We start from the raw sequence: 26092 nt of genomic DNA on the forward strand, positions 1-26092 counted from the left end.
TGCCGTCATCTGATTATGCGACGTTGCGCTTTCCTTTTGGGCACCGTCTTACTTATCGTTCTGTGATGCCATCTGTAGCCATAAGCATCAGGCTGCATCATTGAATGTGCAGACAAGGCAAGGCTAAATTTTGCAAAAGGAAAAAAAGACGCGTTCAGAGAGATAATTCAGAAGGGATAGAGGGCTAGTGCGCGTTGCTGATGGGTCTGAACAAACGCATTTTTTAATTCACAGTAAACGTTACTCTCCCCCCGGCAGTCACGTTGCGCGGCGTATTTCACTGCCGCATAGCTGTCGCGGATGTCTGGATATTTTCGCAAATAATCCCGAAACGCCAGATGCCGGATGATATCTGGACTGCCCTGGATAAAAGCATGGACGTGATGCGTACGGCGGCCCTGAAGGCCCTTGGTATAATAGCGTCTTCCTGGCATACCGTTTTCGCCACGCGCCTGATAGCCAGAGGCGCACAACGCTGACGTAATGTCAGACGAATCATGAGTAATCACTTCCAGCAAAATATCGATGATCGGTTTGGCCGCTAATCCTGGCACCGCAGTGCTACCAATATGATGAATAGCGACAAGGTGTTTACCCAATCTCGCCGCTAACACAGCCGCCTCAGCAGAGAAATGATTCGCCCATTCAGGGCAATACTCACTCACGATTATCTGACGCCCGTTTATCATTTCGCTTTTTAGCGCCCTTTTTTCTTGCGACCCGGCTGCGTAAATCGCTTGCGTGAAGCGGGCTTATCATCAGCTTTTACGCCCGATTTAGGTTGGCTATTCCCTGGTTTTTTTGCAGGAGATTTTTTCTGCGGCGTCTTTTTTGCCGATTTGTCATCAGAAGTGGAATTTTCGAGCAGCTTAAACAGTTCGATTAATTCATCATCCGTCAGATCGCGCCATTCACCCAAAGGAATACCTTTGAGATTTACATTCATAATGCGCGTGCGTTCCAGTTTGGTGACTTCATACCCAAAGTGTTTGCACATACGACGGATCTGCCGATTAAGCCCCTGTACCAGCGTAATACGAAACACGTAGGGTGCTTCTTTCTTCACTTTGCACTTTTTGGTTACCGTGCCCAACATGGGAACGCCGGCTGCCATACCGGCAATAAATTCATCGGTAACGGGCTTATCAACAGTGACGACATATTCTTTTTCGTGGTTATTGCCTGCACGCAAAATTTTATTGACCAGATCGCCATGATTGGTCAGGAAAATAAGTCCCTGCGAATCTTTATCGAGACGACCGATGGGAAAAACGCGTTTACTGTGATTAACAAAATCACTGATGTTATCGCGTTCGCCCTCTTCCATTGTGGTGATAATGCCTGTGGGTTTATTCAGCGCGATCAGCACCAAATCATCTTCATCACGAGGCTCAATCAGCTGACCATTCACTTTTACGACATCGCCAGCAAAAACCTGGGCACCAACGGCTGCGCGTTTACCATTGATAAAAACGTTGCCCTGTTCGATAAAGCGATCGGCATCGCGGCGGGAGCAGATTCCGCTCTCACTGATGTATTTATTGAGTCGTGTTGATGAATGCGTCAGCATGGTTCCTCCAAAAACGCGCACTATACCTTACCCGCTCTCGCTTGCGAAGCAGAAGGCATTAAACTTTTGGCCCCTTCATCGGCAAGTAAAATCAGGCCATATCCTCTGCGTTTTGAACCTGAAAGTGCAGGCAGACGACGTGACACATCAGTCTCGTCCCGCGCCTTTTTCGATGGCGCTGACCCGGGCCTGATCGATGCGACGCCCATAGCTCTGCACCGGGCAGGTACTAAAACCGCGCGCTCATGCCAAGGTTCCAGGTGACCTCATGATAATCACGCGCGCCCGCCACCGTCGACACAGCGGCAAAAGCGCTAACCGCGTCGCCGATGGGGACATTGGCTCCTACAGCTATATCCGCCCAGTCTTTATCCTGATTCGAACGGCTTTGTCGGAAAGCCGTTCGTGTCGATTTCAGACCTGCACTCACCGATGTATCCGTGTCGCCAAACTGATGGTTATAACTGACCTGTGCCCAGGGATTGATTCCTAATCCCTGGGTATCAATGCGCCACCCCACTGCGCCAGTTTGTGAATGCCGTGTTTGATCGGAGAAACGCATCGCACTGCTGCTGTCGCCGCGTTCCTGATAACCGTCGGCCCGCACATAATCCAGCGAATAGCTGACAACAGGCCCCGTGGTAATCGTCTCGTTTAAGGGAAAATCCCAACCGGTTTGAACCCGCGTGCCCATCAGCTTTCCACTACTGCTGCCCTGTTCAGTGCGGACCGCAGGGCCAAGTTTTATCTGACGTTCAATGCTGTCGTAATCCAGATCCGCATAATGGATATCGGCGTTGACCCACAGTCTGTCCATCAGTTGTAGCTGGCTCCAGAGTGCCACCATGTTGCCGTGCAACCGGTAATCATAACGTTCAGAGGGATGCTGTCGTTGGCTGGCCGTTGACAGCAACGCCCCTGCCTGCAGGTTGTCGGTCAGCTGATAACCCATGCCGGCTGACAGGTTTGCAGTATCTGTGTCGCCATCATTAAAAACATCACTTTTGTTGCGCGCGTGCTGACCGGCGTAACCGCCAAACACGGTGAATTCTCCGGCTTCAGCGGGTTGCCTGCGCTGCTGCTGGAGATGACTGTCCAGCGTGTTATGCACATCCTGCAGCATCGTCAGCGGTGCCTGCGTCAGTACCGCGACCTGGGCTGGTGCATCCAGGATTGACTGAATGTAGTCAGCAATCAGGGCATGCACCGCAGGGCTGGGATGAAGACGATCGGCAAACAAAAAAGTCTGTTGCGATGAGAAACCCGCTGTCGACGAAGTACAGACGGCGGAAGAGGTGCCCGGTGGACAGGCCATGCCTGCGGTGTTAGTAAGACCATAAAGCGCCGGACTGGCGATCACTTCATTAAAAAGCCCATTAATATCGACCCGAACAATATTCCCCTGTGCAGCCGCCAGCGCGTTTTCTTCCTGCTGATTGTAACGGGCCGTCAGAGAAGCCGCCTGATCGCTTAACTGCTGCCAGGTGGCGAACAGCTGTTGTGCGATCAGGTCACGAACCGCCGGTATGGCAGAGAGCTGCGCAGCGGCCTGACCGAAAGCCGTCTGGATAGCCTGCTGCCGTTCCGCCGTAGTGAACGTGGTCGCCGCGTTCAGTGACTGAAACGCCGCCGCCACCGCTGCGGAACCGGCCCCCTGAAGTATTCCCTCTATCAGGGCAGGCGTCGCACCGACATTCGGCACGGTTGGCACTATCACCGTACCAGCGCCCGCATTCAGTAACGCGCTGACCTGGCTGGCGGCCGCACCGGCGCTGTTGTCAACCAGAGAAAGCGCCAGCGAGGGGCTGGGAATGAGCGTGGCAGCGGCCAGGTCATTCCCGCCGATCCAGTGAATATAGAGCCCGTTGGAATCGGCCCTGCCATTCGTTGACGACAGATAGCGGGCAACCTGATCCTGGGTATTAAACTGCGGATTGAGAGCAGGCACCGCCACAGCACCGCCTGCCGCGTAATTACTCCCGCCCTGAGAGGACGGCTGCAGCATCAGTCCCGCATCACGGGCGATGATTTCATCATAGAGTGGATGACTGGCAGAATCGTAGGTAAAACGGCCGACGTTGCCTGTATCACTCAGGCTGTCGCCAAATACGGTAAGACTGTCCCAGGCCATCACCGCTGGTGGGCTTACCAGGATGGCAAGCGCGACGAACGACACAGGAAACCATGCACGATTTTTCTTCATGACCAGCTCCGTTCAGGAAATAACAAGGATGGATAAATCAAAAGAACAGCAAATAAACATCACGGCTGAGTAATAGCCGCAGATTGAAGAACGCTCCAGACGAAAGCTGACGTGAGTTCGCAAAAACGAAAAATTTTTAAGCCATTCCGAAAAGTGTCAGCCCCTTTTGCAAACCCGATCACGCCGGGTATTGAGGAAACACATCCAGGCGATGCAGGGTGAGCGAAAGCGTTAAGCTGCGCCAGCCATGTACTGGCTCAACTCTCCTCTTGTCGTGTGACATCTGAACGAAGGATTTATTTTTTTATGGCAGGCTTAAGACCACGGTAGAAATCCTGTAGCCGTTTCATGGTCTTAGTCGTACGATCTGGCAGGGAAGCGGCCACCGAGAGAATCAACATTTCAAGGCAAACCATCACTGTGCCGTGTAACGGGATGCGCCCTTTTTCCCCGCCGCGTGGCACGTCAATAACCACATCCGCTTCCCGGGCAAAGAAGGCGTCGGTCGCATGGGTGAGAAGAATTATCGGAATGCCCAGCCTTTTGGCCTCACGCACCACTGTTGTTCCTTCGCGATGTGCCGACTTTTGCGCCATCATGATCAGCACATCGCCCCGTTGCAGCGCCAGCATCTGTTCCGCCAGCGCAATACCTGAACGGTTAAGTGAGAAGGCCGGCAAACCGATGCGATTTAACAGGCGGGCGGTGTAGTCAGCCAGAATACCCGAGGCGTTAATCCCGAAAACGGCCACCTGGCGGGCTTCACTCAGTAACCCCGTCGCTTCGGCCAGCGCCTGACGGTTTTGCTCAGAGGCCAGTACCTGACACGCATGGAGATGCCCCTGCAATACGAAGTCTATCGACGACGAAACATCCCGCGTCATAGCATTGACGGTGCTCAGCATTTTCTCTTCTGAAGAGAGGCCGGGACCAAACCAGGCCTGAAGGACGTTTTTCAAATCGCGCAGTCCTGAAAAACCCAGCGCCTGAATGGCGCGAATCACGGTCGCATCCGATGTGTTGTTCGCGCGGGCGATATCCATGGCAGTGCTGTCCAGAACCGTTTCCCGGTTGGTGTGAAGATAATGTGCAACAGCCAGCAGGCGGGGTGAGAGTTGCTGTTCCCGCGAACGCAAACGCTCGCCCAATATATCTGTACGACTTCTGGCCTGCATCAAGGAAGCCTGTCCCGCTGATTACTGTTAAAAACACCGATGAGATGAAACACTCTCACGCCCCCGTTAAATCCTGAACGATAATGTGTGAACCTGACAGGGTAATCCCCTTCGACGATACTGTTCTTGCTTCGCCTGCGCTAAGCATGTCTCGCCCGGCTGTAGTCAGCAAGCCTTTTCTCCCTCACGAACAGCAAGGTTATGCTTCTTCACCTGGATACACTTCGCCAGAATAAGTTTTTTAATTCATGAAAATTAATGACTTAACAATATAAAAACAGTTAAATCATCGTTAATACACTCTCCTGGAAATGTAGTAAAAATAAATGTTTTTATATTTACTACTACATTACTCAATGATTGAATGATTCTCAATTACAAAACAGCCTACCAGGACGGACGCAAAAACCTCCGCCTGAAGGCGAAAAACCCCCACGTTTAACGTGGCCTTTACGTTTATTTTGTTTTTGATGATCAGCGAAAAAATATAATGAAAACACGTCCAGGCGAGAGTAAGAACCTCAGATTTCAGCAGGCTTTAATAGTGGCGATCTGTTCCAGCGCCTGGCTTCCGGCCGGTAACAGCCTTGCCGCCACCGGGGATGATACCGTCACCGTCACCAGCGATGCTGACCGTGAAGAGGGCTATGCAGCCACCACCAGCAGCGTTGGCAGTAAAATGCCGATGGCGCGTCTCGACGAGGCCCAGTCTGTCAGTACCGTGACACAACAGCAGCTTGATGATTATCAGGTCAGCAATCTGAGCGATGCGATGCGCTTCGTCAGTGGTGTTGCGGAAGCCAACACGTTGGCAGGAACAGAGGACGGTTTCGTTCGCCGTGGCTTCGGTAGCAATTCTGATGGCTCGATATATCGCGATGGTATACGAAGCAGCCAGGGGTTAAATCTGGATGCGACCACGGAGCGGGTTGAGGTACTCAAGGGATCGGCATCTCTGCTCTATGGCATTCAAAATCCGGGCGGTATCATCAATGTCATCAGCAAAAAACCACGCTATTCATGGCAGTCTTCCGTCAGTGGGCGCTACGCAAGTGAAGGTGGTGGAGCCGGTACGCTCGATGTCACCGGCCCGCTGGGTAATGGTTTTGCTTTCAGGCTCATCGCAGAGAAGCAGCGTCAGGATTACTGGCGCAATTTTGGCAGTGATGCGCATTCTCTGCTCGCACCGTCATTGCAATGGTACGGTGAGAAAGCCAGCCTGTTGGTCAGCTACAGCGACTATCGTTATGACATTCCTTACGATCGCGGTACCGCTTTTATTAATGGCGCACCACTCGATGTCGGTTACAAACAGCGACTGGATGACAAAGCGAATCATGCCTGGGGACGTAATCAGGCACTGAACGCGCATTACGACTGGCAGTTCAACGACAGCTGGAGCACGCGCCTGACGCTTGGCTGGAATCAGCGCCGTTATGACAATAACGAAGTTCGGGTCACGGCGATTAATCCTGCTACCGGCGTGGTTACCCGGCGCGCCGATGCCAATCGCGGATTTAATCAGCAAACCAAATATCTGTCATGGGACGTCCTGGGGAATCCGGAGATATTCGGCATGGCGCATGCGCTGGTCTTCGGTACGGATTATGAAATGAACCAGACGTACCGGGCGCACCAGTATCAGGGCAAAAATGACCGCCGCTTTAACTACCTCAACCCCACTTATGACCTGCTGTCACCGGTAACCGACAGCACAACCGAAAATACGGCAAATGCTAACAACCTTAACCGTATCCACAGCCGTTCGGTTTATTTGAAAGACAGTATTTCGCTTACTCCAGACTGGATTGCGGTCATTGGCGGACGTTATCAACATTATGAGCAACGCGCGTCAAAAGGATTTAATCCGGTCGTTGAAACGCTGAATGATGAGGGAAATACCTTCCTGCCACAAACCGGACTGATTTACAAAATTACACCGGATGTTTCGCTCTATGCCAGCATGAGTAAATCGTTCACCCCATCGACGGATGTCGACGATGAAGGAAACGTCAGTAAGCCTGAGCAGGGCACCACCTGGGAGGTTGGCAGCAAATGGCAACTTTCTCCGCGCCTCTTCGCCTCGCTGGCGCTGTACAGAATCGATGAAAAGCGGATGACACTGAACATCAACGGTACTAACCGTCCGATCAACAAGGCGCGCTCGCAGGGCGTTGAGGTTGAGCTTAATGGTGAAGTGGTCCAGGACTGGGATGTCAGTGCCAGTTACAGCTATGACAACGCTGAAATTGTCGATGACCGGATTAACCCGGCGAATAATGGCAATCGCTTACAGAACGCACCAGAGCAGTCCGGTGCGCTGTACCTGAGCCATAATCTGATCGTCAGCAACGTGCCTGGTGATTTTCGTGTCGGCGGCGGCGCCCGCTATGTTGGCAGTCGTGCTGGCGATCCTGACAACAGTTTTACCTTACCGGATTATGTCGTAGCGGACAGCTTTATTGCCTGGAACAACGCGTTGCTGGGCAAGAAAACACAGATACGACTGAATCTGAATAACCTGTTTAATAAACACTATTACACGTCGAGCGGCGGAAACCTGCGCGTACGTGAAGGTGAAACCCGCAACCTGATGGTACAAGCCCGTGTTGAATTCTGATTCCTGTAAACGCAGCCTGCTACGAACGCTCCTGCTTTTGGCTTTGACCTTCAGTAGCCTGGGCTGGGGCAAAACCATCACCGATATCAACGGCGATAAGGTCACCGTTCCCGATCATCCTGTGCGTATTGTGCTGGGCGAAAGCCGGATGCTTTACACCTACGCACTGCTGGAACCCGGCAACCCTTTCAAAAGGCTGGTCGGCTGGCCCGAGGATCTGAAAAAGTACGATCGTCAGACATGGGATATTTTCGCGCGTCAGTTTCCTGAAATGCAGCATATCGCGTCATTAGGTCAGGAGGGATCAAATGACATCAACCCTGAAAAGGTGATCGCATTACAACCCGATGTGGTAATTTTGCCGGCACTGGCGCGCAGCAGTGAGGCCGGACAACGGCTGGAGCGCGTCCTGAAATCCGCGCATATCCCGGTCGTGAAAATCGACCTGCGGGTGCATCTTCTTGAAAATACGACCCGCAGCGTAGCCATTCTGGGAGAGGTGCTCGATCAGGGTGAGCGAGCCTCGGCTTTTAATGCGTTTTATCAGCAACATATGCAGACCCTTGCGCAGCGCCTCGCTCAGTTTCGCGGGAAGAAGCCCACCGTACTTCTGCAGTTGCATCTGGGACGTCGAAATGAATGCTGTGTGACGTCGGTAAACGGCAGCCTTGGTGAGATACTGGCGTTTGCCGGCGGCGAAAACATTGCCAGCAAAACGGTTTCCGGCGTTTTCGGCCGGTTGAATGAAGAAACGGTGATTGCGTCACATCCGGACTTCTATTTTGCAACGGGCAGCGGCGATCGTAATGATACGTCCGATTTGCGTATTGGCCCTGCCATCACGCAGGCTGAAACGCGCGCCTCGCTGCGGCAACTGACCGCGCAACAAACGGGCCTGAAGTCGTTGCGTGCGTTGCAGGACGGCCACGCGGCGGCCCTGTGGCATAATTTTTACCTCAGCCCCTGGCACGTTGTCGCGGCAGAATTTTTTGCCAAAACGCTTCATCCCGCGCTCTTTAACGATATTGATCCTGAAAAAACGCTGCGCCAGCTGTTTACTGATTTTCTGCCGGTTCCGTATTCCGGCACCTATTTCTGTCAGTTGACACCCAATACCTGATCACGGATTGTCCGGCGGCGTAATGGTGACGCCGGACAACGCAACGTCTTAACAGTGATTTTTTACCCGTACGATGTCGGCCATGACAGACAGCGCGATTTCCGCGGGGGTTTTACTTCCGATAGCCAGACCAACAGGCGCAATGATCCGTGCGAGCTCATCGTTATCCAACCCTGCAATGGTCTGTAAACGCGACTTGCGCCTGGCCGTATTTTTAGCGGACCCCATAATGCCAATGTAAAACGCATGAGTGTTGACCGCTTCCATCATGGTTAGCTCATCTATGCGCGGATCGTGGGTTAATGAGACGATGGCTACCGCAGCATGTGCACCGTTGAGCTCCAGCCAGCGCGCGGGATGCTGAGGGACGATCGTAATCGTATCCTGGCCCGTAAAATGACCTTCCAGCTCACTTAACATCTCTGAGCGATGCTCACATACCCGAACATGAAAGCCCAGGATTTGTGCCAGCCGGATGCACTCAAAGGCCACGGTAGAGTAACCTGCCACCAGCAATTCCGGGACGGCACCAACCGGTAACACGACCTCTGGATGCTGATAACGAAGCACCGGCAGCGCCGCCGTCATCGTCATAGTTTGCCAGGTGGCACGTTTGCTCACAGTGACCGTTTTGAGCAGTCGTGTTTTGCCACGCAACGCCTGATGCATCGCTTGTAACATCTGGCCGCTGTCGTTATCGGCAACCAAATATTCCACCAGCACGTCGAGGCTACCGCCACAGGGCAACTGCACCTGCGTTTGCCTTCCACCTTCACCATAACGGACAACCTGACTGTGGATGCGGTAATGCCCCTCAGCCAGCCGTGCCAGAAAGTCTTCTTCTATACAGCCGCCGGAAAGCGAGCCGCATCCTTCCCCACGGTCACTGATCACCATCATCGTGCCAGGTGCGCGCGGTGAAGAGCCCCAGGTCTGCAACACAGTGCACAGCCAGACGGCCCGTCCCGCATGATGCCAGCCTAATGCCGTTTCAATCACTCGTTGATCTAACGTCATCATGGGCTGCACCTCATTCGCCGTAAATCATCCGGATAATCAACATCCTCCAGGCAACCGCGATCCCGAAGTGGCACGTAATGTACAGGATGATGTTGTAACAGTTGCTGCGCACCAGTATCACCGGTCAGCTGGCGCAGCGCGGGGAAAAAAGCGGCCGAAAAACCCACAGGATGACCAGCACGGTCGTCAACCCAGGGACGCACCAGCGGATACGTGGTTAACGCCCTGTTTACCGCCCTGTAGCTTGCAGCGGTAAGCCACGGCATATCGCCCAGCGCCACGATCACGCCATCATAATCCGTGCACGCGCTGACGCCCGCCGCTATCGACTCGCCCAGCCCTGCGCTGGCACACAACACCCGCACCGCATCACCTAGCAGAGAATGAATGGCCACGTCTTCGGGACGCGATACCACGACCACCTCCATTCCGCTCGCCCTCGCCTGGTCAAGCGTATGTTTCAGCACGGCTTTGCCATTCCACGCCGTCAGTAGCTTATGTTCGCCACTGGCATGCCGAAACCGGCGGCCCATCCCTGCCGCCGTTAATACAATGGCCGTTTTCATCTCAGCGCGTTCCTTCGCATGCTTACAGAATCTTATCCAGCGTGATGGGCAGATCGCGAACCCGCTTGCCCGTAGCATGGTAAACCGCGTTACTGATCGCGGCCGCCACGCCCACGATGCCCAGTTCACCCACCGTTTTGCCGCCCATCCGGGTCGCTTTATAATCCGGCAGGCCAACATCAATCGTGGTAATCGCCGGTATATCCGCGTTCACGGGAATCAGATAATCGGCAAGATTGTTGTTCAGCACTCTGCCGTTGCGCGGATCGATAATGCCTTCCTCAAGCAAGGCCTGTCCCACGCCCATAATCATGCCGCCAACCCACTGACTGCGGGCCAGTTTGGGGTTATAAAGCCGGCCGCTGTCAAACGCCGCGACCATACGTTTAATCCGGATGGTGCCAAAGTCCTCGTCCACTCTCACTTCGACAAACTGTGCACTCCAGCTGTGTGCGGAGACGTCTTCCGGGCGGCTCATTTCACCCAGGCTACCGGTCACACTGTCCCGTTCCTCGGCAGACATATCCGCTGAGAACGTGCCGCCTTCGACGCACAGCACGGATGCGTTCGTCAGGCTGACCAGTGCACCAAAAGAAACAGTCTGAGAAGGGTTAGCGGTAACACAAATCGCCCCGTTCGCCAGGCTGAGTTCATGCGGAGGGATGCCTTTCAGAGGCGAGCCCGTTAATTCGCTTGCGAGCGTGACTAAGCGCGCGCGCATTTTTTTGGCGGTGTCATCAACCGCAGCCGTCAGGTTTCCTGCCAGCTGAGAGCCCCCCGCAACGCCGGCTCGTGGCAGTTGCGTATCGCCCAGTTCAACTTCAATGCAGTGTGAATCCACCCCTAAGATATCAGCGGCGGTTTGCGCCAGAATCGTGTACGTCCCGGTGCCGATGTCAGCTCCCGCGCACTGCACAACAATCTGCCCCTGAGAGGAAAGCAGGATTTTTGCCTCAGCCGGCATGGTATTAACCGGATACGTGCCCGATGCCATGCCCCAGCCAATTAATTCACGCCCTTCGCGCATCGAACGAGGCGCCATAATGCGTTTATCCCAACCGAAGGCTTCCGCCCCTTTTTCATAGGCTTCTTTCAGACGACGTGAACTCCAGGGCAACCCCAACTGATAATCGTGATCTGCCCAGTTGCGTAAGCGAAAGGCCAGCGGATCGAGATTTAGCGCATAAGCCATTTCATCCATCGCCACCTCAAGCCCGAATGCACTGGGATTCTCACCCGGTGCGCGCATCCAGCCTGGCGTGACGGTATTGATGGGCCTGACCTGGTGCTGCGCCGAGAGATTTTCAATGGCGTACATGCGCCCCGTCACCTTACTGCAGTTTTCAGCGAAGACATCAATCAGTGACGTTTCACTGAAGCTGCGCAAAATCACCGACTGAATTTTCCCGTCGCGTGTCGCTCCCATCTCCAGCTGCTGTGAGGTGGCAGGACGCCCCCCTAAACCCGTGAAGGTTTGTGGCCGCGTCAGTGACACGCGAACCGGACGATTAAGCGCGCGCGAGGCCACGCAGGCCAGCGCTACGTGCGTATAAGGCACCGGCTTAGAGCCAAAACCTCCACCTACATAGGGCGAGATGACGTGAACATCTTTTGGCGAGATCCCCATCCATTCGGCGATTTCAACCTGCGCCCCTGCCACCCACTGGCTGGGTTCCCAGACGGTTATGCGGCCCTGCTCCCAGTGTGCAATACAGGCATGGGGCTCCATCGGCATGTTATATTCGCGTGGCGTGGTATAACGCTGATTAATCCGCACGTCTGCATGTTCCATGGCGGCCTGAGCCTCACCTAAATCGATGTCCTGCTTTGTAGTCGGCTTAGGCTCCACCCCTTCATCCGTCGCCGAGATCAGAGCAGGCGTCGTCTCATAGTGGATATCGACCAGGGAAGCGGCATAAGTTGCCTGTTCAAATGTCTCTGCTACGACCAGGCCAATGTTCTGACCATTGTGAATAATCACATCGTCCTGAATGGGCGTATAGGTTGTCTGCGCCGCACCGCCATCAGCGATAGCCGTCGGCTTATTGATTCTGAGTGAATTAAGATGCGTATAAACGGCAATCACACCTGTCGCACGTTCCGCTTTGGCCGTATCGATATGTGAGATGCGGCCACTGGCAATTGTCGATTGCAGGACGACGCCATGCAGCACGCGGTCGGGCTTATGCTCTACAGCATAACGGGCTTTTCCTGTGACTTTGACCTTGCCCTCACCGCGGGTTCGCGGTGTGCCAAGACCGGAAGGGCTGGCAGCGGCGCGACGGTGAGGATTGACGCTTTGCTCATCCGCGGACAGCACGGCATTATCGGACAGCGTCGGATCATTATTGTCTTTTGTCATGCCAGTTCTCCCGCAGCCAGCAGCGCGCGGGCAATCACGCGCGGCGTTAACGTTATTTTGTAAGCGTTGTGCGCCAGCGCGCGCGTTTCCTGAGTGATTAATTCTGCGGCCTTATACAGGCTTTGTTCCTCAAACCGTTGTCCGGTTAACGCATGCTCCACATGATGGGCACGCCAGGGCTTGGTTGCGACACCACCTAACGCGATATGAACGGTCTCTATCCGTCCCTGCGCAAGTGTTAATCCCACGGCCGCACTCGCGCTGGCGAATTCGTAAGAAGTCCGATCGCGTACTTTCAGGTAATGGGACTGTTTTAATGCTAAGGAACGGGGAATCTCGATGGCGACGATAATTTCATCGGGTTGTAAGGCGTGCTCATGCTGCGGCGTCTCGCCGGGTAACAGAAAAAAGTCGTCAACCGGAATGCGCCGCGTATCCTGATGGCTGTTTTGGACAATAATCGTCGCGTCAAAGGCCGTCAGCGCGACGGCCAGATCACCAGGATAGACCGCCACACATTGTTCACTGCCGCCCAGAATAGCGTGACTCGCATTGATGCCGTGCAGCGCTGCACATCCGGAGCCTGGCGTGCGTTTATTGCAGGCGGAAAAGGTGGCAGGATCGCGGTAATAGGCGCAACGGGTACGCTGGCAGAGATTGCCGCCGATGGTTGCCATATTGCGGATTTGAGGCGACGCCGCCTGCCACAGACTGCCATACAGCGCGGGGGCCAGGGCCTCACAATCAGGATGACTGGCCAGTTCACTCATGGTGACCAGCGTCCCAATGGTGATTTTATCGTCGCCGAATTCGAGCGTTGACAGATCCGACAAGCCGGCAATATCGGTAAGAAGTGAGGGAGTCAGTACGCCACATTTCATCAAATCAAGTTGCGTCGTTCCGCCCGCGATAAGCTGATTGTCAGCGTGCTGTTTAGCGCCTGCTGCATCCGTTACTGACCGGGCAACCTGCCAGCGAAATTCGTTCATCGTACGTCCTCCGCCATTTCAGCTGCAGCCTGCTTTATCGCATCAATGATAAAAGGATACGCGCCACAGCGGCAGAGATTACCGCTCATGTATTCGCGAATCTCGTCGTCTGAGCCTGTATGACCTTCTTTAATACAGGCGACCGCAGACATAATCTGCCCGGGCGTGCAGTAGCCGCACTGAAAACCGTCATGTTCAATAAAACAGCGCTGTACCGGGTGCAGCTCACCCGATGCCTGTTCCAGACCTTCAATCGTGGTGACGGCTTTTTCTTGCGTCTGAACAGCCAGCGTCAGGCAACTCAGGACACGCTGACCGTTCACCAGCACTGTACAGGCGCCGCACTGGCCCTGATCGCATCCTTTTTTAGTGCCGGTCAGATCAAGATGATCGCGAAGTGCATCTAATAATGTGACGCGAGGATCGACCGTTAACTGCCGGGTCTCACCATTGACCTGCATCGTGAGTGGTATTTTTTCTGACATTATCTGTTTCCCATGGTTGCAGGGCCGGTTACGTGATGTGAGGCTTATCGCTAACGGGCGAAATTAAAAACGTGAAGCGCGGATAACCCTGATGTTTACATGCGTATGTCCGTCATTAGGTTTAGCACTTATTTTTCGGGTCGGAGATAAAAACAAGAAGAATGTCTGCTGTGCTTGACGCTGACCGTCCAGACAAGGGTAACGGTCAGCGAAACAGCGAAGATTAATGGGCAGGTAAACGTGGGCCTTTAACGTGCGCGATCAACAAACTGATCATAAAAACGAAAGCGAATAAGACAACGATGGTCGGTGCTGGGGCACTGTCGATAAAAAATGACAAATATACACCGCTGAGCGATACCATTACGGAAATGAGAGCGGCCAGAATCAACGCATGTGAAAAACGACGTGTCAGTAAGACAGCAATCGCGCCGGGCGCAATCAACAAAGAAATGGAAAGAATGATGCCCACCGCTTTTAACGTCGCCACAATCGTCAGAGAAACCATGGCTAACAAGCCATAATGCAGCCAGCGCACCGCCAGGCCACAAGCCCGCGCCTGCTGGACATCGAAACTGAATACCATCAGGTCACGCCATTTCAGGATAACAAGTATTACCACTGTCGCAGCCATCGCCCCTGTCTGAATAATGTCATCACGGCTGATTCCCAGCATATCGCCAAAGAGAATATGGTCGAGATGAATCGCGGGTTTTAACGCAACAAACATAATCAGGCCGGTGGCAAACATGCCCGAAAAAACAATCCCCAGTACCGTATCCTGTTTGATTCTGCTGTTATCTTTAAGATAGCCGCTGGCAATCGCGCAGAAAAAACCCGCGCTGAAAGCGCCTGTGGCAAGCGGTAATGACAGCATCCATGCCAGCACAACACCGGGAAACACGGCATGGCTCATGGCATCCCCCATCAGCGCCCACCCTTTCAGAACCAGAAAGACAGACAACAGCGCACAGGGAATAGCAACGATACAGGCAATTAACAGGGCGTGGTTCATAAAACCAAACTGAAAAGGTTCCAGCCACATCATCATATCTCCTGCATCCGGCGACGCCGATGGTTCGCGAGTAAACCGTGCTTAGGTGCAAACACAAAAGCCAGCAGAAACAGCAACGTCTGGGCCACCACAATGATTCCTCCTGTCGCACCATCGAGATAATAACTTGCCCAGGCACCCGCAAAGCTGGTCAGGCTGCCGATGGCGACAGCAATAGCCAGTAAACGTGGAAAGCGATCGGTCAGCAGCCATGCGGTTGCGCCCGGTGTTACCACCAGACTGATGACTAAAAAAGCCCCAACCGTTTGTAATGCCGCTACGGTTGAAACTGCAAGTAAGGTGAAAAACAGTATCTTGAGCCGTCCCGGCTGTAACCCCACGGCGCGAGCATGGTTCTCATCGAAGAAAGTCACCATTAAATCTTTCCACTTGAAAAATAAAATCGTGGCAGACGTGATCCCGATAACGGCCAACTGAACAATATCCGCGGGGGCGATAGCCAGAATATTGCCCAGTATGATGGTTTGAATATTCACCGACAGGGGATTCAGTGAAACCATAAACAGCCCTAACCCAAAAAACGAAGAAAATACCAGACCAATAATGGCATCTTCTTTTAAACGTGTACGCTGATTCAGGACTAGCATGCTCCCCGCCGCTAATCCCCCCGACAGGAATGCACCAAAGGCAAACGGAAGCCCCAGCATGTACGCGCCTGCCACGCCCGGCACGATAGCGTGCGACAGCGCATCGCCGATAAGCGACCAGCCTTTTAGCATCAGGTAGCATGAAAGAAAGGCACACAATCCACCCACCATTGCGGCAATCCACATGGCGTTCAACATATATCGATAACTGAAGGGTTCAAATAATAGCGTCATGGCTGACCTCGTACTGAACGCCTGTCAGGCGATGCGGGTAAAAGAGGCTTATCATCCATGACCTCACGTAGTTCACCCTCAACCATCACATGGCGAAGTACACCGCTAAATGCCCGTTCGAGATTTGCCTGTGTAAAGGTGGTGCGCGTCGGCCCGCTGGCCAGAACGGTACCTTTGACCATCACGGTGTAATCGCAAAACGCCATCACCGAACTGAGGTTGTGCGTTGAGACCAGCAGGGTTTTCCCTTCATCGCGCAGTTCACGCAACAGACTAATGATTTTGGCTTCGGTTTTTACATCGACGCCTGTAAAAGGTTCGTCCAGTAAAATTACCTCTCCCTGCTGAGCAATGGCCCGGGCGAGAAAGACACGTTTTTTCTGACCACCTGAGAGCTCGCCGATTTGCCGCTCCCGGTATTCGAGCATATCTACCCGTCCGAGCGCGGCCATGACTTTGTCACGATCCTGTTGTCTGGGCCTGCGCATCAGACCCATATGACCATAACGCCCCATCATGACAACATCCTCAACCCGGACAGGAAAAGACCAGTCGACCTCTTCTGCCTGCGGCACATAAGCCACCAGACTACGGCGTAAGGCCTGTCGCGTTGTCATACCGAGGATACTGACCGTACCTGCACGGACAGGAACAAACCCCATCAGCGCTTTAAAAAGCGTTGATTTCCCCGAGCCATTGACGCCAAGCAATGCGGCAATGGAACCGGCTGGCACGCAAAAACTGGCCTTGTCGAGGGCAATATGGCCATTGCGGTAGATTACCGAGAGGTCAGAAACATCAATTGTCGGCGTCATTGTTTTTTCATCCCATCATTAATGCCTTTCACCAATGTCTGAGTGGTGACCTTAAGTAAGTCCAGATACGTTGGTACGGGTCCACTGGCGGTACTGAGAGAATCGACATACAGAACGCCGCCATAGTGCGCCTGTGTTTCACGTGCTACCTGACGAGCCGGTTTATCCGATACGGTGCTTTCACTGAAAATAACGGGAATGGCATGTTTCTTCATCTGGTCAATAACCTGGCGTACCTGTTGAGGCGTCCCCTGCTGATCGGCATTGACAGGCCAGAGATAACGTTCTTTAAGCCCCAAATCGCGCGCAAGGTAGGAAAATGCCCCCTCGCTGGTCACGAGCCAGCGTTTGTTCTCAGGGATGTCGGCGATTTGTTTTCGGAAAGGCTCAAGCGATGCGATGATTTTCTGCTTATAGGCAGCGGCGTTCTGTGCATAGATCTGGGCATTGGTCGGATCATATTTACTCAGCGCGTCACGAATATTGTCGACATAGATAAGTGCATTATCGGGCGACATCCACGCATGAGGATTGGGTTTGCCATTGTAAGGCCCCTCCCCTATCCCCATGGGCTCGATTCCGGCAGAAACGACAACGTCAGGTACGCCTTTCAGGTGCTGATAAAAGCGCTGGAACCATAGCTCAAGATTCAGGCCGTTAGCCATCACCAGTTGCGCCCCCTGAGCCCGCTTTATGTCTCCGGGCGTCGGCTGATAATCATGAATTTCGGCTCCGGGCTTAGTGATGGATGTTACTTCAGCCGCCTCCCCCGCGACATTTTTTGCCATATCGGCAATAACGGTAAATGTCGTTACAACTTTAAATTTTTCAGCGGCATGGCTGTTTGTTGTCATTGCAACACCGAGCATGACACTCAGCGCGGTTATCCAATACCTTTTAAACCTGTTCATCGTGCTGTCCTCAGCTTAATGCGCAAATATAGCTTGTGCTAACTTGTATAGCACAAGCTATAAATCAGGGACAGAAACACTTTGTGAAGTTTTTTAATGAAATGAATGGAAGTTTCATTTTTTCTGACAGGAGGTATGTAATTCGTTATTTTAAAGAGTAAAAAATAGATCCACCCCTCTCCAGCTAATGCAGATTTTCTGTCTAAACAGGTGCAGTGAGTTCGTGTAAGCGTACAAACAGCGCTGTACGGTAAGGCGGATTGTATTCTTTGCTAAAATTACGAATGTGGAACACATGCCAAAGGAGGTTATTTTGCTACTTTCACAACAGTATCTGACTAACACTATCATTGGCGAGGCCGCTCTGAACCTGATAGCAATTAATCAGGACGTAAGTGTTGAGTCCCTGGTGGATGAGCTCAGGGTAATGAAAGAATCTGAAGTTGATGAAAAACGACTTCTGCAACTGGCCGATGCAACAAAGTGGCTCATGGGATTCAGAAAAATCGGTGCACGCTCGTCTCCCGGCACAGGCTGGTCTGCACGCAAGCACCCTTTTTCAGCGTCTTCTGACAATGACTATGATGATATTTTCTTTAAATAGTAATAAGCTTGTTTTTCATCCCTGTTGGTGGGAAACAAGCTGAACCGTACGCCATAATTGTTAAAAAAGTTTAAACGCCAACCTCTATAACCCTCTGTTTTATCTCAATTAGCACTTTTTGCACAAAAATATTCCTTCAAGATCATCAAAATTCTGTACAAGTTTTTAAAACATGTATAACTTTCGCTTAGCGGCGAAGTATATTTTAACCACTTGAGGATATGAGCATGCGTCAGAACGGACATGCACCGGATAATACCAGCGACATTGCCCGTTATTTTAACCAGGCCAGCCAGCCCTCTCAGCAGGAAACATTGGGCGAAATTGTTGTGGAACTCCTGCGCGCTGGTCAAACGCTCTCTCGTAAAGCTATCTGCAGTAAACTTCTCCATCGTCTTGATGGGTGCGCTTCATCAGAACAACAGCAGCATTATCAGGCCCTGATTGGTTTGCTGTTTAGCCGTGAAGGCTGATAAATTTTGCATTAATCGTTAATTCGTTTTTAAAGTAAATTCTGATCGGACAGTACTGCGTTTAGTCACAGGGAGTGTACTGTCCACAGCTGACGCGGGAAGGTTAGCTGTCCCCGTCATCGTGACCGGACTATGGCCACACATTCGTAATCAGAGAAGCCAGTATGTACAGAAGTGAAGAAGAAAAAATAACGGATGTGATGATAGGTGAGGCCGTGCTGACCTTACTCAAGTCCGAAAGTCCGATTTCCAGCAATGCATTAATTGCCCAGCTTGAGGTGATGGCGGGCGAAACGGAAGATGCAACACGACTGCGTGCGATTAAAGTTGCCATCGTTGAAGTGCAAAAAGGAATGGCTTCTGCAAACAGTCGTCGAAGAGTGGATCTTTCCGAACGTGATAAGCACCGTTTAAACAATGATGGTCCGCCTGAAGGTTCTAAAAAGCACTGAGCTTAATGTTTGTGGCTGGTCATTCGGCGATGATGCGGTGTGATTGCAGACAGGTAAGTTACCTGATTAACCCTGATAAATAATAATACTGTCGGCTGACTTCCTGCTATTCAACTGACAATTTTCTTAGAGAATTGAGACTATGCAACAGAGCACATCAGATTTAGCCATCATCGAATTTTTCCGCAGTGAGGGCGATCACCTCGCCAAAGAAACTGAATTGCTTGGTCGGGTGATCAGAAACATTGTCAGCGATAAGAAGCGGGTGACGAATAAAGCCATTATTCTGTACTTAATTGCTGAACTGGAGTGCACTGACGATGCATCTCAGATTGAACTGTTACGCAATACGCTGGAAATCGTAGTAGGCCGTACCCCGGACGACGCGGGCATTTGATATTATCACCAGGAAATAAAACAACGATATTTCCTGGCCGCCCTCTTTATCCTGCAACACCTTTGTATTGCAGGATAAGGCTAATGCATTTTACGCATAAAAAAATGAATGGCGCGCTTGCACAGATGTTTGACTCTTTTGTCCCGGCTATCCTCGCCCATTCGAAACAGTGCATCCGTGATCTGATGAAACTGAACGGGCTCCCCCATCTTCAAAAGCTCACTCACCACCTCTCCAATCAACGCACGAATATCGTTGTCTTCATGGTTATTCACATAACCTCCAACTGGTGTATGTATATACAGACTAACATCTTTATCATCTTAAAAACAAAGAAGATAATGGAAATTTATCGTAAGCGGAGCGGTGACATTAAGTTATGCTCTTGATTTTATTCTGAATTATTTATTACTAAGCGTGCGTAAATAGCGAGATTCGTGGTACAGGATAAATTGACGAAATACGATAAAAAGTAAATTTATATTTCCTGAAAGAGCAAAACGTGAAGAAAATTTAACAATCCTTACTTTATATGTTGACCGATATTGCGGATGTATCATAAAAATCAGAGCGGCTTTTCAGATAACGCCACCCGATAAAATACGACTTCAACTCTTTTTTAGTCTGCGTCAAGCGATTGCCGCCTGTTGCGATTACTAACGACTGGCGATGATATTTACCTGGCAGACGCCGACTACCCGATGAAATAAATCGGCCAATCATAGAGCGAATATCAGTTGTTTTACCTGATATGGCAAACACAGAAAAACAACGCTGGAAGCTGTCAGGTAGCCACTCAGAAAAATTTCAGAAACCGGAAAATTCATTCTCTGTCTTTTTGCCCCCGAGCAGGAAAAAACGGCCCAGCGCTGACAAAAACGCATGATCTTCCTTAAGTCTGGCACGTGTATCGACCCAGCCATGCAGTGAGAAAACACTGTCCCGAGGCTGAAAACCTGATGTCATCGTCATGAATCTGAATGAAACGCGTACCTCCACCACCCGGTGCAACCTGAATAAAACCTTCGGCTATCACATTGTTTTTTACAACCAGTAAGCATGTAACTTACCGCATCGCCTGCCCTTTGAGTACTTATCCTGAATGCGCAGGAGTTTTCTGTGACGGATACGGGTCGCCCTGAAAACCTGGCCCACCAGGCTACTGCCAGCACACCTCCGCGGGTAAAACCCGGGATGCATCCCTCATACCCGGCGGCTGGATGACTTTACCTTTTTGTTTCTTGTTAACTTTCAGCATGCAGCCATATTTTCCTGGTAATGAGAAAAACGATGCGTAAAGGCCCCACAGAGGAACGCATGCTGGGATACGCCTGCCAGGTTCTGGATAACAACATGGCGAAGGTTGTAGACGGATTTAATCTGACAGTTCTGATTGCGCGCCTGCTGCTTTTCCGGAACGCCTTCAATCATTGCCATGAGAGAAGCCCGACGCAGAGGGGTGAGATTGAATGCTTGTGCAGTTACGGGTTTTAACTCAGTGGAACCCGTGATGATGTCCTGTAATGCGCATTTCATCTGCTGAGGTGAAAGTCTGGAGGGTATTGCGTAAAAATTATCACCTGAGACATAAGGCAGGCCGGCTAAACGCAGGAGCACCTGAATACAGTTAGCAGACATATCAGTAAGTATGATAACCGGTCCCTTAAACTTTCCTCTGACACAGCTCCGAAGAAGTGAACGAAGGATACTGAATTGTATGCTGATACTGTAGTGAAGATTTATTATGACAGCATCATAATGCATTTCAGGAAATAAACCGCACTTACCGGCGACAGGCAAACGGATATGCGCTATATCGTCATATTTCGCGCCTGACAATTCTTTAACTGCCAACGAAAAGAAGTTACAGTCATCTATTATGCAAAGTCTTCTTCCAGAGGGATGTGAGCTCTGTATTTTTACAATTTCATTCATGTCCACTCACCTGTACGAAAAGGAGTATAAAAGAAACCCCATTAAGGATTAAACCAACCGAAAATGAGAGATTTGACCCACACGAATAACTTAATATTCAGTAATCAACACGATTTAAATTATGAATATCACTACTCATATCCGGGACGCCAGCAGCATCACTTTATCGACCACCTGATATAATCAATTCAACACCTTTCCTGACCTGTTCGAGCCTACACCAGGGTCAGACTTGCAACCTGTCTGAATATTCGATTATGGAATGAATGATAATACAGAGCGGCAGTATCAGAGAGGGTTAAAGCGAAGCTCGGATTTTTTGATGTAGTACCTGACACTATATTACCAATTGGTGAATTATTTTTATTAACGTCACACGCTGCTAGCTCTGGTGCTTTTATTGAAAATCACCTACCTTACCAGTCTGCATCCTCATGCTTTAAATAACAGCAGAACTGGCTGTTGCAGAATGGAAGAATGTCGCATTAGCATCATTTTAAATAGCAGCACGACCTGATACGACCTGGGCAGCATCACCCGTCATATTTAAAGTAAAGGCAAATGCACCTTCTCAATATTTTCCACCAGGTAACCTGTATATCATCTCCTTTGAGCGCCCGTCGGAAACGTAAAAAATTCCTGCGGTCATAGTAAGCGCGACTTCTCAACTGGTGCTGGGGGTATAGGTGACCGTTACCGTCCCGATATACTCGCCGCTGTTTTTAGCTGATGGCTTAAAAGTCGGGGTGGTAAATGTCAGCGGCGCCGGAACGCAATACGTGGAGGTTGTGTAACCCGGCAGGGTGACCAGGCGGCCGGTGAACCCTCTATCGGGTGCTACCCAGGTGATGGCCTCTCCATTCTTCACCGTCTGCGCAGCGCTGGTAACCGGATTCCTCACACTGATGGCGAAGTCAACGCGGTCAGCCGGATTAGTCTCACTCCCTCCGATCCGGTAAACAGAGAAAAGACCTGATGTCCGGTCAGAGGGACTCCCCCCTGCATCGCTCAGTGACAGGATTATCTTTTTCCCCGCCGCATTTGCACCGTCATACAGGCACATATCCAGCGAGGCCGAACCGCTTGTGGTTGGCCAGAAACCGGAAACGCCCAGGTCGACTGTTGCATCCGAGGACGTAAAGGCAGGAAAATACACCTGCTGGGCACTGGCAGTGGTGACAGTCAGGGTGATGTCGGCAGTCCAGGTAGCCACATACGTATATTCCCAGCTGTGGTAATCCATCACCAGTGTGGCACGCCAGACTCCGTCAGTCAGACTGCTTAACTCACTCTGCGCGATAGAATAAGTAAAGACAGGAGCAGTTGGTGTATCCATATTTATACTGCTCCAGGGTGCCCAGTCACTGGGGCCATTATAAGAGCGCCTTCCTAGCACAGTCAGAGGCTTTGTCTGCCCGGTGCGGTCCTGAGTGAAGGTCAGCGTAATTCTTCCCGGGGCTTCAGGCTTCCAGGAAAGAGCAGTATCACAGGCCCCATTTGTGGAGTCCGTGCTACTTTTACAGACCATGCCTACCCTGAAGGAGGATGTTCCACTAATACTGCCAACGGTAACGTTATTCCAGATGTACAGCGGAGCGGGCAGCGAACTGGTGTCTATCGTCTCCGTCACGGTCGTCGTGCTACTTGTCGGCAGGTCGGCCAGGACAGGCAGCGATACCAGCCAGCACAGGGCGGTCAGCCAGCAATAGATGTTTGTTTTCATGGTCTCTCACGGTCTGAATTATTGGTATAAACGTATTAATCTGTCATCGCTACCGGGCTGTCTGCACGCTCTGACCCGGCTGTCATCAGGGTAACCTGACGACGCTCTGCTGACGGCAGGCGTGCCATATCGGTATTCTGGCACGTGGTCGCACCCAGATAGCGAACGACCTCGCGCACTTTCTGCACCCTGAGTGCACACACCCAGAACTGGTCTGCCCGCATGACGTACAGCTGGTCCATACGAGACTCCGTCTCCATGGAAAAACCGCCGTCACCGACTGACGTCCATGACGTCACATTGAGAGGAATGACGTTCTCAAGAGGCTGACGTGAACCATCAAGCAACCGGCCAAGCCAGATATAGCGCGGACTGACGGTAACCTCTTTGTTAAGTATTTTGCCGGGAGCCATAAAGGCTGTGGTCGTGCCTGCGCCCCGGGTGATTTCAGCCGCCACTCCGTCAGAGGAGACGCCCGACTCGTGGATTCTGAACGTGCTTTCCTGATACCCCTGCGTCGTGAACACAGCCCGCCGCCCGCTGGTGATATCCGTCCGACCCCCAAGACCGGAGATACTGACCTGGGAGCCGGTCTCACCATCACTCCGCCCGACGGAGACACCAAAGGCTGAGGCCGCGCCGTCATTGCTCCAGCGTCCCAACGCCACGCCTGACCGGTCCACCACCAGGGAGGAGTTGTAGGCTCCGCTGCTGCCAAACGTGTGCCGGCGGCTTCCTGACCGGTCCCATGCATCACTTATCGTCAGCGTCCCGTCACCGTACTGACCGCCGGCACTTCCGGTGACAGAGCCATTCACCGTATCCGTATTGATGCCTGACAACGCCACACCTGCACGATTATTTCCGTTATCTTCGCCATAGTGAGTCATTGAGGTACTGTACCCAAGCGCCCCACCCGACCGTTCAGACTGCCAGTTCATGCCCGCACTGGTTGTCCGTCGGGCGCCGTCTGAAAGTTTCGTACTGCGGGATATTGACACCCCGATGTACCCGCCTTTGTCGGGGCTGCTGTAGGTACTGACATTTCTGACATAAGCGCTCAGCCGCATGTTTATATTGAGGCTATTGACGGAAAAGTTACGATTCAGACCCAGCTGCCAGCTCTCGCTACGGGAACTGGACTGATAAATCTGCTCCCAGGGGGCACCGGCATTATATTCAGCACTGCTTTCATCCAGGTCCTGACGGTAAACATAACGCCCCTGATTATCGCTAAGGGTATAACCCACAGAGGCCTGCCAGCTCATTACGGGAACAGACAGCATCACGTTGGTATTTTTGTAGCAGCCCGTGAAGCCGTAAATATGCGATCGCTGAACATTACAGTCATCCGCTGTCCGGGATGTGCGGTAAAAGCTGAGAGCGAAACCATCGTTGTAACTCACCTGCTGGGTATTCCCCCGAGAGCCATCGCTGCCCTGCAGCCAGCTGACCCGTGTGCTTAGCTGCCCGTCCAGTACTCCTGAGTCAAATCCGTGAAGCCAGTCGGCTGCCGCTTCGGCATATTCAGAGTCACTGAGCACAGCTGTTCCGGCCGTCAGCGCCAGCGTGTCTGTCAGAGGGAGGCGGCCGCCGGCATGCATGACAAAATGCTCATGTGAAGCATCAGTAGTCATGGAGGACCGTTCACTGTCCGGTGAGCCCGCCTGCAGGAACCACTGAAATCCATTCCCCCACCCCATCTCCTGGCGGGTGTAGAGTTGTGATTCGGTTCGCACGAGCTGGTTATTCTCATAAATACGCAAGGTCAGCGTGTAACTGCCGGCCGGTAACATACTGGTATCGAGCAGTTGCATGCCGGCTTTGAGGTAAAACGTATTGAGCAACTGATTATCCCGGTAGGCATCCACTCGCGCATCCCGGGGTAAAAACAGGTTTACGGGCGTGCCTGCTGACATTTTACTTTTATTTGCCCACGCCAGAGTCGACCCCATGCGAACGCCGCGAATACGCTCTATCGGCAGCTGATTCAGGACTATATTCCCCCCTGCATTCGTAAAAATATCCTGAGAATTCATCAGTCCGGCCTGGATATAGATGCGCTTCAGAAAATCTTGCCTGAAATACGCATTAGAGGCTTCTGCCTCCTGGGTGCCGGAATGTCCAGAGCGCTGACTCAGCCAGCTCCAGTCCACACTGGCATAGCTGGTTTCTCCAAGCCCGAGCGTGCCGTTACCTCTTAAGGTCAGTGACTGATACTGACCCGTCGTGGCCAGATTCAAAGCCTGCTGGTGAATAAAGGCGTTTCTGCCTGCCGGGTTGGCCTGGTAATAACCACTGTCTTCAGGCAGGTGAAGAGTGTAAAGGTCGCTGAGAAACAGTCTGACTACATTATTGTTTTCATCATAAATGACACTGAGGCTGTCTGTTTTGAGATAATCACAGCCGACACGCCCCCGGTGGGCACTGCATGACAGCTGGCCATTCCTGCTCAATGGCAGATGAAGATTTTTTGTCAGCAGGGAATCAAGTCCGGAGGGATTACCATAAAGTTTCGCGATGGCCTGCGATAATTTATCAGGCTCAAGAAAGGTTATATTTTCAAGGTCCACCCGCACACGGGCCATTCCCAGAGACTGACCGTATATCTGAACCTCTGACTGAAATTCCTGGCCCTGAATCAATTCTTCAAACCCAGCCGGAACACGCATAGCGGCCTGAGACATCACAGGAATGATGACTGCAAAAGGAAAGAAAATAGCCCAAGAGGGAAATCGGTTCACGTAACACCCGCACAGAAGATACCTGACGGGGT

The 26092-nt window shown here is 52.0% G+C and carries 24 protein-coding genes; 7 read left to right on the forward strand and 17 right to left on the reverse strand.

Annotated elements, in window-relative coordinates; all coding sequences use genetic code 11:
• Positions 1 to 167 precede the first annotated feature (167 nt).
• The 4 genes from C7433_RS15620 to C7433_RS15635 all read right to left on the reverse strand — a co-directional run bounded on the left by C7433_RS15620 (position 168) and on the right by C7433_RS15635 (position 4948).
• Positions 168 to 689 (reverse strand): GrpB family protein, encoded by a 522-nt coding sequence (locus tag C7433_RS15620; RefSeq protein WP_226374660.1) that lies wholly within the window; start codon positions 687 to 689, stop codon positions 168 to 170.
• Positions 690 to 697: 8 nt separating this feature from the next.
• On the reverse strand, positions 698 to 1570 hold the full coding sequence (gene rluF / locus C7433_RS15625) for a 23S rRNA pseudouridine(2604) synthase RluF (RefSeq protein ID WP_006122011.1): 873 nt from the start codon (positions 1568 to 1570) through the stop codon (positions 698 to 700).
• A gap of 229 nt (positions 1571 to 1799) precedes the next feature.
• Positions 1800 to 3773 (reverse strand): autotransporter outer membrane beta-barrel domain-containing protein, encoded by a 1974-nt coding sequence (locus tag C7433_RS15630; protein ID WP_110268507.1) that lies wholly within the window; start codon positions 3771 to 3773, stop codon positions 1800 to 1802.
• A gap of 296 nt (positions 3774 to 4069) precedes the next feature.
• The gene (locus C7433_RS15635) at positions 4070 to 4948 is read right to left on the reverse strand and encodes a MurR/RpiR family transcriptional regulator (RefSeq protein WP_033742361.1); all 879 of its coding nucleotides are present in this window, start codon (positions 4946 to 4948) and stop codon (positions 4070 to 4072) included.
• Between the two features lie 490 nt (positions 4949 to 5438).
• On the opposite strand from C7433_RS15635, the gene C7433_RS15640 reads away from it, so the two are divergent.
• Entirely contained in the window at positions 5439 to 7568 is a 2130-nt protein-coding gene (locus C7433_RS15640; protein ID WP_110268508.1) for a TonB-dependent siderophore receptor, read from the forward strand.
• Positions 7555 to 8688: an ABC transporter substrate-binding protein gene (locus C7433_RS15645; protein ID WP_233255792.1), complete on the forward strand. Its 1134-nt coding sequence runs from the start codon at positions 7555 to 7557 to the stop codon at positions 8686 to 8688. The genes C7433_RS15640 and C7433_RS15645 overlap by 14 nt, the downstream gene beginning before the upstream one ends.
• Positions 8689 to 8736: 48 nt before the next feature.
• On the opposite strand, the gene C7433_RS15650 is transcribed toward C7433_RS15645, so the two are convergent.
• From C7433_RS15650 to C7433_RS15690, 9 genes are all read right to left on the reverse strand, one after another.
• Complete coding sequence (locus tag C7433_RS15650) at positions 8737 to 9708, reverse strand: XdhC family protein (RefSeq protein ID WP_110268509.1); 972 nt, start codon at positions 9706 to 9708, stop codon at positions 8737 to 8739.
• On the reverse strand, positions 9705 to 10274 hold the full coding sequence (locus tag C7433_RS15655) for an NTP transferase domain-containing protein (protein WP_110268510.1): 570 nt from the start codon (positions 10272 to 10274) through the stop codon (positions 9705 to 9707). Before C7433_RS15655 ends, C7433_RS15650 begins: the two co-directional genes overlap by 4 nt.
• A gap of 22 nt (positions 10275 to 10296) precedes the next feature.
• Positions 10297 to 12636, reverse strand: coding sequence for a xanthine dehydrogenase family protein molybdopterin-binding subunit (locus C7433_RS15660; RefSeq protein WP_110268511.1), 2340 nt, complete (start codon positions 12634 to 12636; stop codon positions 10297 to 10299).
• The gene (locus C7433_RS15665) at positions 12633 to 13625 is read right to left on the reverse strand and encodes a xanthine dehydrogenase family protein subunit M (protein WP_110268512.1); all 993 of its coding nucleotides are present in this window, start codon (positions 13623 to 13625) and stop codon (positions 12633 to 12635) included. Before C7433_RS15665 ends, C7433_RS15660 begins: the two co-directional genes overlap by 4 nt.
• Positions 13622 to 14110 carry a (2Fe-2S)-binding protein gene (locus C7433_RS15670; protein WP_033742349.1) on the reverse strand — a complete coding sequence of 163 codons (489 nt, stop codon included), beginning with the start codon at positions 14108 to 14110 and terminating at the stop codon, positions 13622 to 13624. Before C7433_RS15670 ends, C7433_RS15665 begins: the two co-directional genes overlap by 4 nt.
• Before the next feature lie 223 nt (positions 14111 to 14333).
• Positions 14334 to 15155: a metal ABC transporter permease gene (locus C7433_RS15675; RefSeq protein WP_033742614.1), complete on the reverse strand. Its 822-nt coding sequence runs from the start codon at positions 15153 to 15155 to the stop codon at positions 14334 to 14336.
• A gap of 2 nt (positions 15156 to 15157) precedes the next feature.
• Positions 15158 to 16006 carry an iron/manganese ABC transporter permease subunit SitC gene (sitC, locus tag C7433_RS15680; protein WP_110268513.1) on the reverse strand — a complete coding sequence of 283 codons (849 nt, stop codon included), beginning with the start codon at positions 16004 to 16006 and terminating at the stop codon, positions 15158 to 15160.
• The gene (locus C7433_RS15685; RefSeq protein WP_054687853.1) at positions 16003 to 16821 is read right to left on the reverse strand and encodes a manganese/iron ABC transporter ATP-binding protein; all 819 of its coding nucleotides are present in this window, start codon (positions 16819 to 16821) and stop codon (positions 16003 to 16005) included. The genes sitC and C7433_RS15685 overlap by 4 nt, the downstream gene beginning before the upstream one ends.
• Positions 16818 to 17675 (reverse strand): metal ABC transporter substrate-binding protein, encoded by an 858-nt coding sequence (locus C7433_RS15690; RefSeq protein ID WP_269750711.1) that lies wholly within the window; start codon positions 17673 to 17675, stop codon positions 16818 to 16820. The genes C7433_RS15685 and C7433_RS15690 overlap by 4 nt, the downstream gene beginning before the upstream one ends.
• 370 nt (positions 17676 to 18045) lie before the next feature.
• Here C7433_RS15690 and C7433_RS15695 point away from each other — a divergent pair, with 370 nt between their 5' ends.
• The 4 genes from C7433_RS15695 to C7433_RS15710 all read left to right on the forward strand — a co-directional run bounded on the left by C7433_RS15695 (position 18046) and on the right by C7433_RS15710 (position 19658).
• Positions 18046 to 18336: a hypothetical protein gene (locus tag C7433_RS15695; RefSeq protein ID WP_039339632.1), complete on the forward strand. Its 291-nt coding sequence runs from the start codon at positions 18046 to 18048 to the stop codon at positions 18334 to 18336.
• Between the two features lie 227 nt (positions 18337 to 18563).
• Positions 18564 to 18809 carry a regulatory protein YcgZ gene (ycgZ, locus tag C7433_RS15700; RefSeq protein WP_033742343.1) on the forward strand — a complete coding sequence of 82 codons (246 nt, stop codon included), beginning with the start codon at positions 18564 to 18566 and terminating at the stop codon, positions 18807 to 18809.
• Positions 18810 to 18973: 164 nt separating this feature from the next.
• On the forward strand, positions 18974 to 19261 hold the full coding sequence (locus C7433_RS15705; RefSeq protein WP_033742341.1) for a hypothetical protein: 288 nt from the start codon (positions 18974 to 18976) through the stop codon (positions 19259 to 19261).
• Between the two features lie 142 nt (positions 19262 to 19403).
• Complete coding sequence (locus tag C7433_RS15710; RefSeq protein WP_033742340.1) at positions 19404 to 19658, forward strand: biofilm/acid-resistance regulator YmgB/AriR; 255 nt, start codon at positions 19404 to 19406, stop codon at positions 19656 to 19658.
• 80 nt (positions 19659 to 19738) lie between these two features.
• Here the strand turns inward: C7433_RS15710 and C7433_RS15715 are convergent, their stop codons facing one another.
• The 3 genes from C7433_RS15715 to C7433_RS15725 all read right to left on the reverse strand — a co-directional run bounded on the left by C7433_RS15715 (position 19739) and on the right by C7433_RS15725 (position 23121).
• On the reverse strand, positions 19739 to 19933 hold the full coding sequence (locus tag C7433_RS15715) for a hypothetical protein (protein ID WP_072021715.1): 195 nt from the start codon (positions 19931 to 19933) through the stop codon (positions 19739 to 19741).
• A 976-nt stretch (positions 19934 to 20909) separates the two neighbouring features.
• A complete protein-coding gene (locus tag C7433_RS23565) occupies positions 20910 to 21593 on the reverse strand; it encodes a hypothetical protein (RefSeq protein WP_146212565.1) in 684 nt (227 codons plus the stop codon).
• Between the two features lie 664 nt (positions 21594 to 22257).
• Positions 22258 to 23121 carry a CfaE/CblD family pilus tip adhesin gene (locus tag C7433_RS15725; protein WP_318528900.1) on the reverse strand — a complete coding sequence of 288 codons (864 nt, stop codon included), beginning with the start codon at positions 23119 to 23121 and terminating at the stop codon, positions 22258 to 22260.
• On the opposite strand from C7433_RS15725, the gene C7433_RS23935 reads away from it, so the two are divergent.
• Entirely contained in the window at positions 23102 to 23302 is a 201-nt protein-coding gene (locus tag C7433_RS23935) for a hypothetical protein (protein ID WP_226375812.1), read from the forward strand. The two genes, C7433_RS15725 and C7433_RS23935, sit on opposite strands and share 20 nt — an antisense overlap.
• A 49-nt stretch (positions 23303 to 23351) precedes the next feature.
• Here C7433_RS23935 and C7433_RS15730 read toward each other — a convergent pair whose 3' ends face one another.
• The gene (locus C7433_RS15730; RefSeq protein ID WP_110268516.1) at positions 23352 to 25988 is read right to left on the reverse strand and encodes a TcfC E-set like domain-containing protein; all 2637 of its coding nucleotides are present in this window, start codon (positions 25986 to 25988) and stop codon (positions 23352 to 23354) included.
• Positions 25989 to 26092: the final 104 nt, after the last annotated feature.

Origin of the sequence: Pantoea sp. PNA 03-3 (assembly GCF_003201175.1) — a bacterium.
Taxonomy (GTDB): domain Bacteria; phylum Pseudomonadota; class Gammaproteobacteria; order Enterobacterales; family Enterobacteriaceae; genus Pantoea; species Pantoea stewartii.

Bases quoted from the DNA above. Each gene is read 5' to 3' on its own strand.
- rluF (WP_006122011.1), bottom strand. From the start codon at position 1,570: ATGCTGACGCATTCATCAACACGACTCAATAAATACATCAGTGAGAGC.
- C7433_RS15710 (WP_033742340.1), top strand. From the start codon at position 19,404: ATGCAACAGAGCACATCAGATTTAGCCATCATCGAATTTTTCCGCAGT.
- C7433_RS15725 (WP_318528900.1), bottom strand. From the start codon at position 23,121: ATGGTCTGTAAAAGTAGCACGGACTCCACAAATGGGGCCTGTGATACT.
- C7433_RS15675 (WP_033742614.1), bottom strand. From the start codon at position 15,155: ATGTGGCTGGAACCTTTTCAGTTTGGTTTTATGAACCACGCCCTGTTA.
- C7433_RS15660 (WP_110268511.1), bottom strand. From the start codon at position 12,636: ATGACAAAAGACAATAATGATCCGACGCTGTCCGATAATGCCGTGCTG.
- C7433_RS15635 (WP_033742361.1), bottom strand. From the start codon at position 4,948: ATGCAGGCCAGAAGTCGTACAGATATATTGGGCGAGCGTTTGCGTTCG.
- ycgZ (WP_033742343.1), top strand. From the start codon at position 18,564: ATGCGTCAGAACGGACATGCACCGGATAATACCAGCGACATTGCCCGT.
- C7433_RS15640 (WP_110268508.1), top strand. From the start codon at position 5,439: ATGAAAACACGTCCAGGCGAGAGTAAGAACCTCAGATTTCAGCAGGCT.
- C7433_RS15685 (WP_054687853.1), bottom strand. From the start codon at position 16,821: ATGACGCCGACAATTGATGTTTCTGACCTCTCGGTAATCTACCGCAAT.
- C7433_RS15690 (WP_269750711.1), bottom strand. From the start codon at position 17,675: ATGACAACAAACAGCCATGCCGCTGAAAAATTTAAAGTTGTAACGACA.
- C7433_RS15665 (WP_110268512.1), bottom strand. From the start codon at position 13,625: ATGAACGAATTTCGCTGGCAGGTTGCCCGGTCAGTAACGGATGCAGCA.
- sitC (WP_110268513.1), bottom strand. From the start codon at position 16,006: ATGACGCTATTATTTGAACCCTTCAGTTATCGATATATGTTGAACGCC.
- C7433_RS15620 (WP_226374660.1), bottom strand. From the start codon at position 689: ATGATAAACGGGCGTCAGATAATCGTGAGTGAGTATTGCCCTGAATGG.
- C7433_RS15650 (WP_110268509.1), bottom strand. From the start codon at position 9,708: ATGATGACGTTAGATCAACGAGTGATTGAAACGGCATTAGGCTGGCAT.
- C7433_RS15730 (WP_110268516.1), bottom strand. From the start codon at position 25,988: ATGCGTGTTCCGGCTGGGTTTGAAGAATTGATTCAGGGCCAGGAATTT.
- C7433_RS15670 (WP_033742349.1), bottom strand. From the start codon at position 14,110: ATGTCAGAAAAAATACCACTCACGATGCAGGTCAATGGTGAGACCCGG.
- C7433_RS15655 (WP_110268510.1), bottom strand. From the start codon at position 10,274: ATGAAAACGGCCATTGTATTAACGGCGGCAGGGATGGGCCGCCGGTTT.
- C7433_RS15705 (WP_033742341.1), top strand. From the start codon at position 18,974: ATGTACAGAAGTGAAGAAGAAAAAATAACGGATGTGATGATAGGTGAG.
- C7433_RS23565 (WP_146212565.1), bottom strand. From the start codon at position 21,593: ATGAATGAAATTGTAAAAATACAGAGCTCACATCCCTCTGGAAGAAGA.
- C7433_RS15630 (WP_110268507.1), bottom strand. From the start codon at position 3,773: ATGAAGAAAAATCGTGCATGGTTTCCTGTGTCGTTCGTCGCGCTTGCC.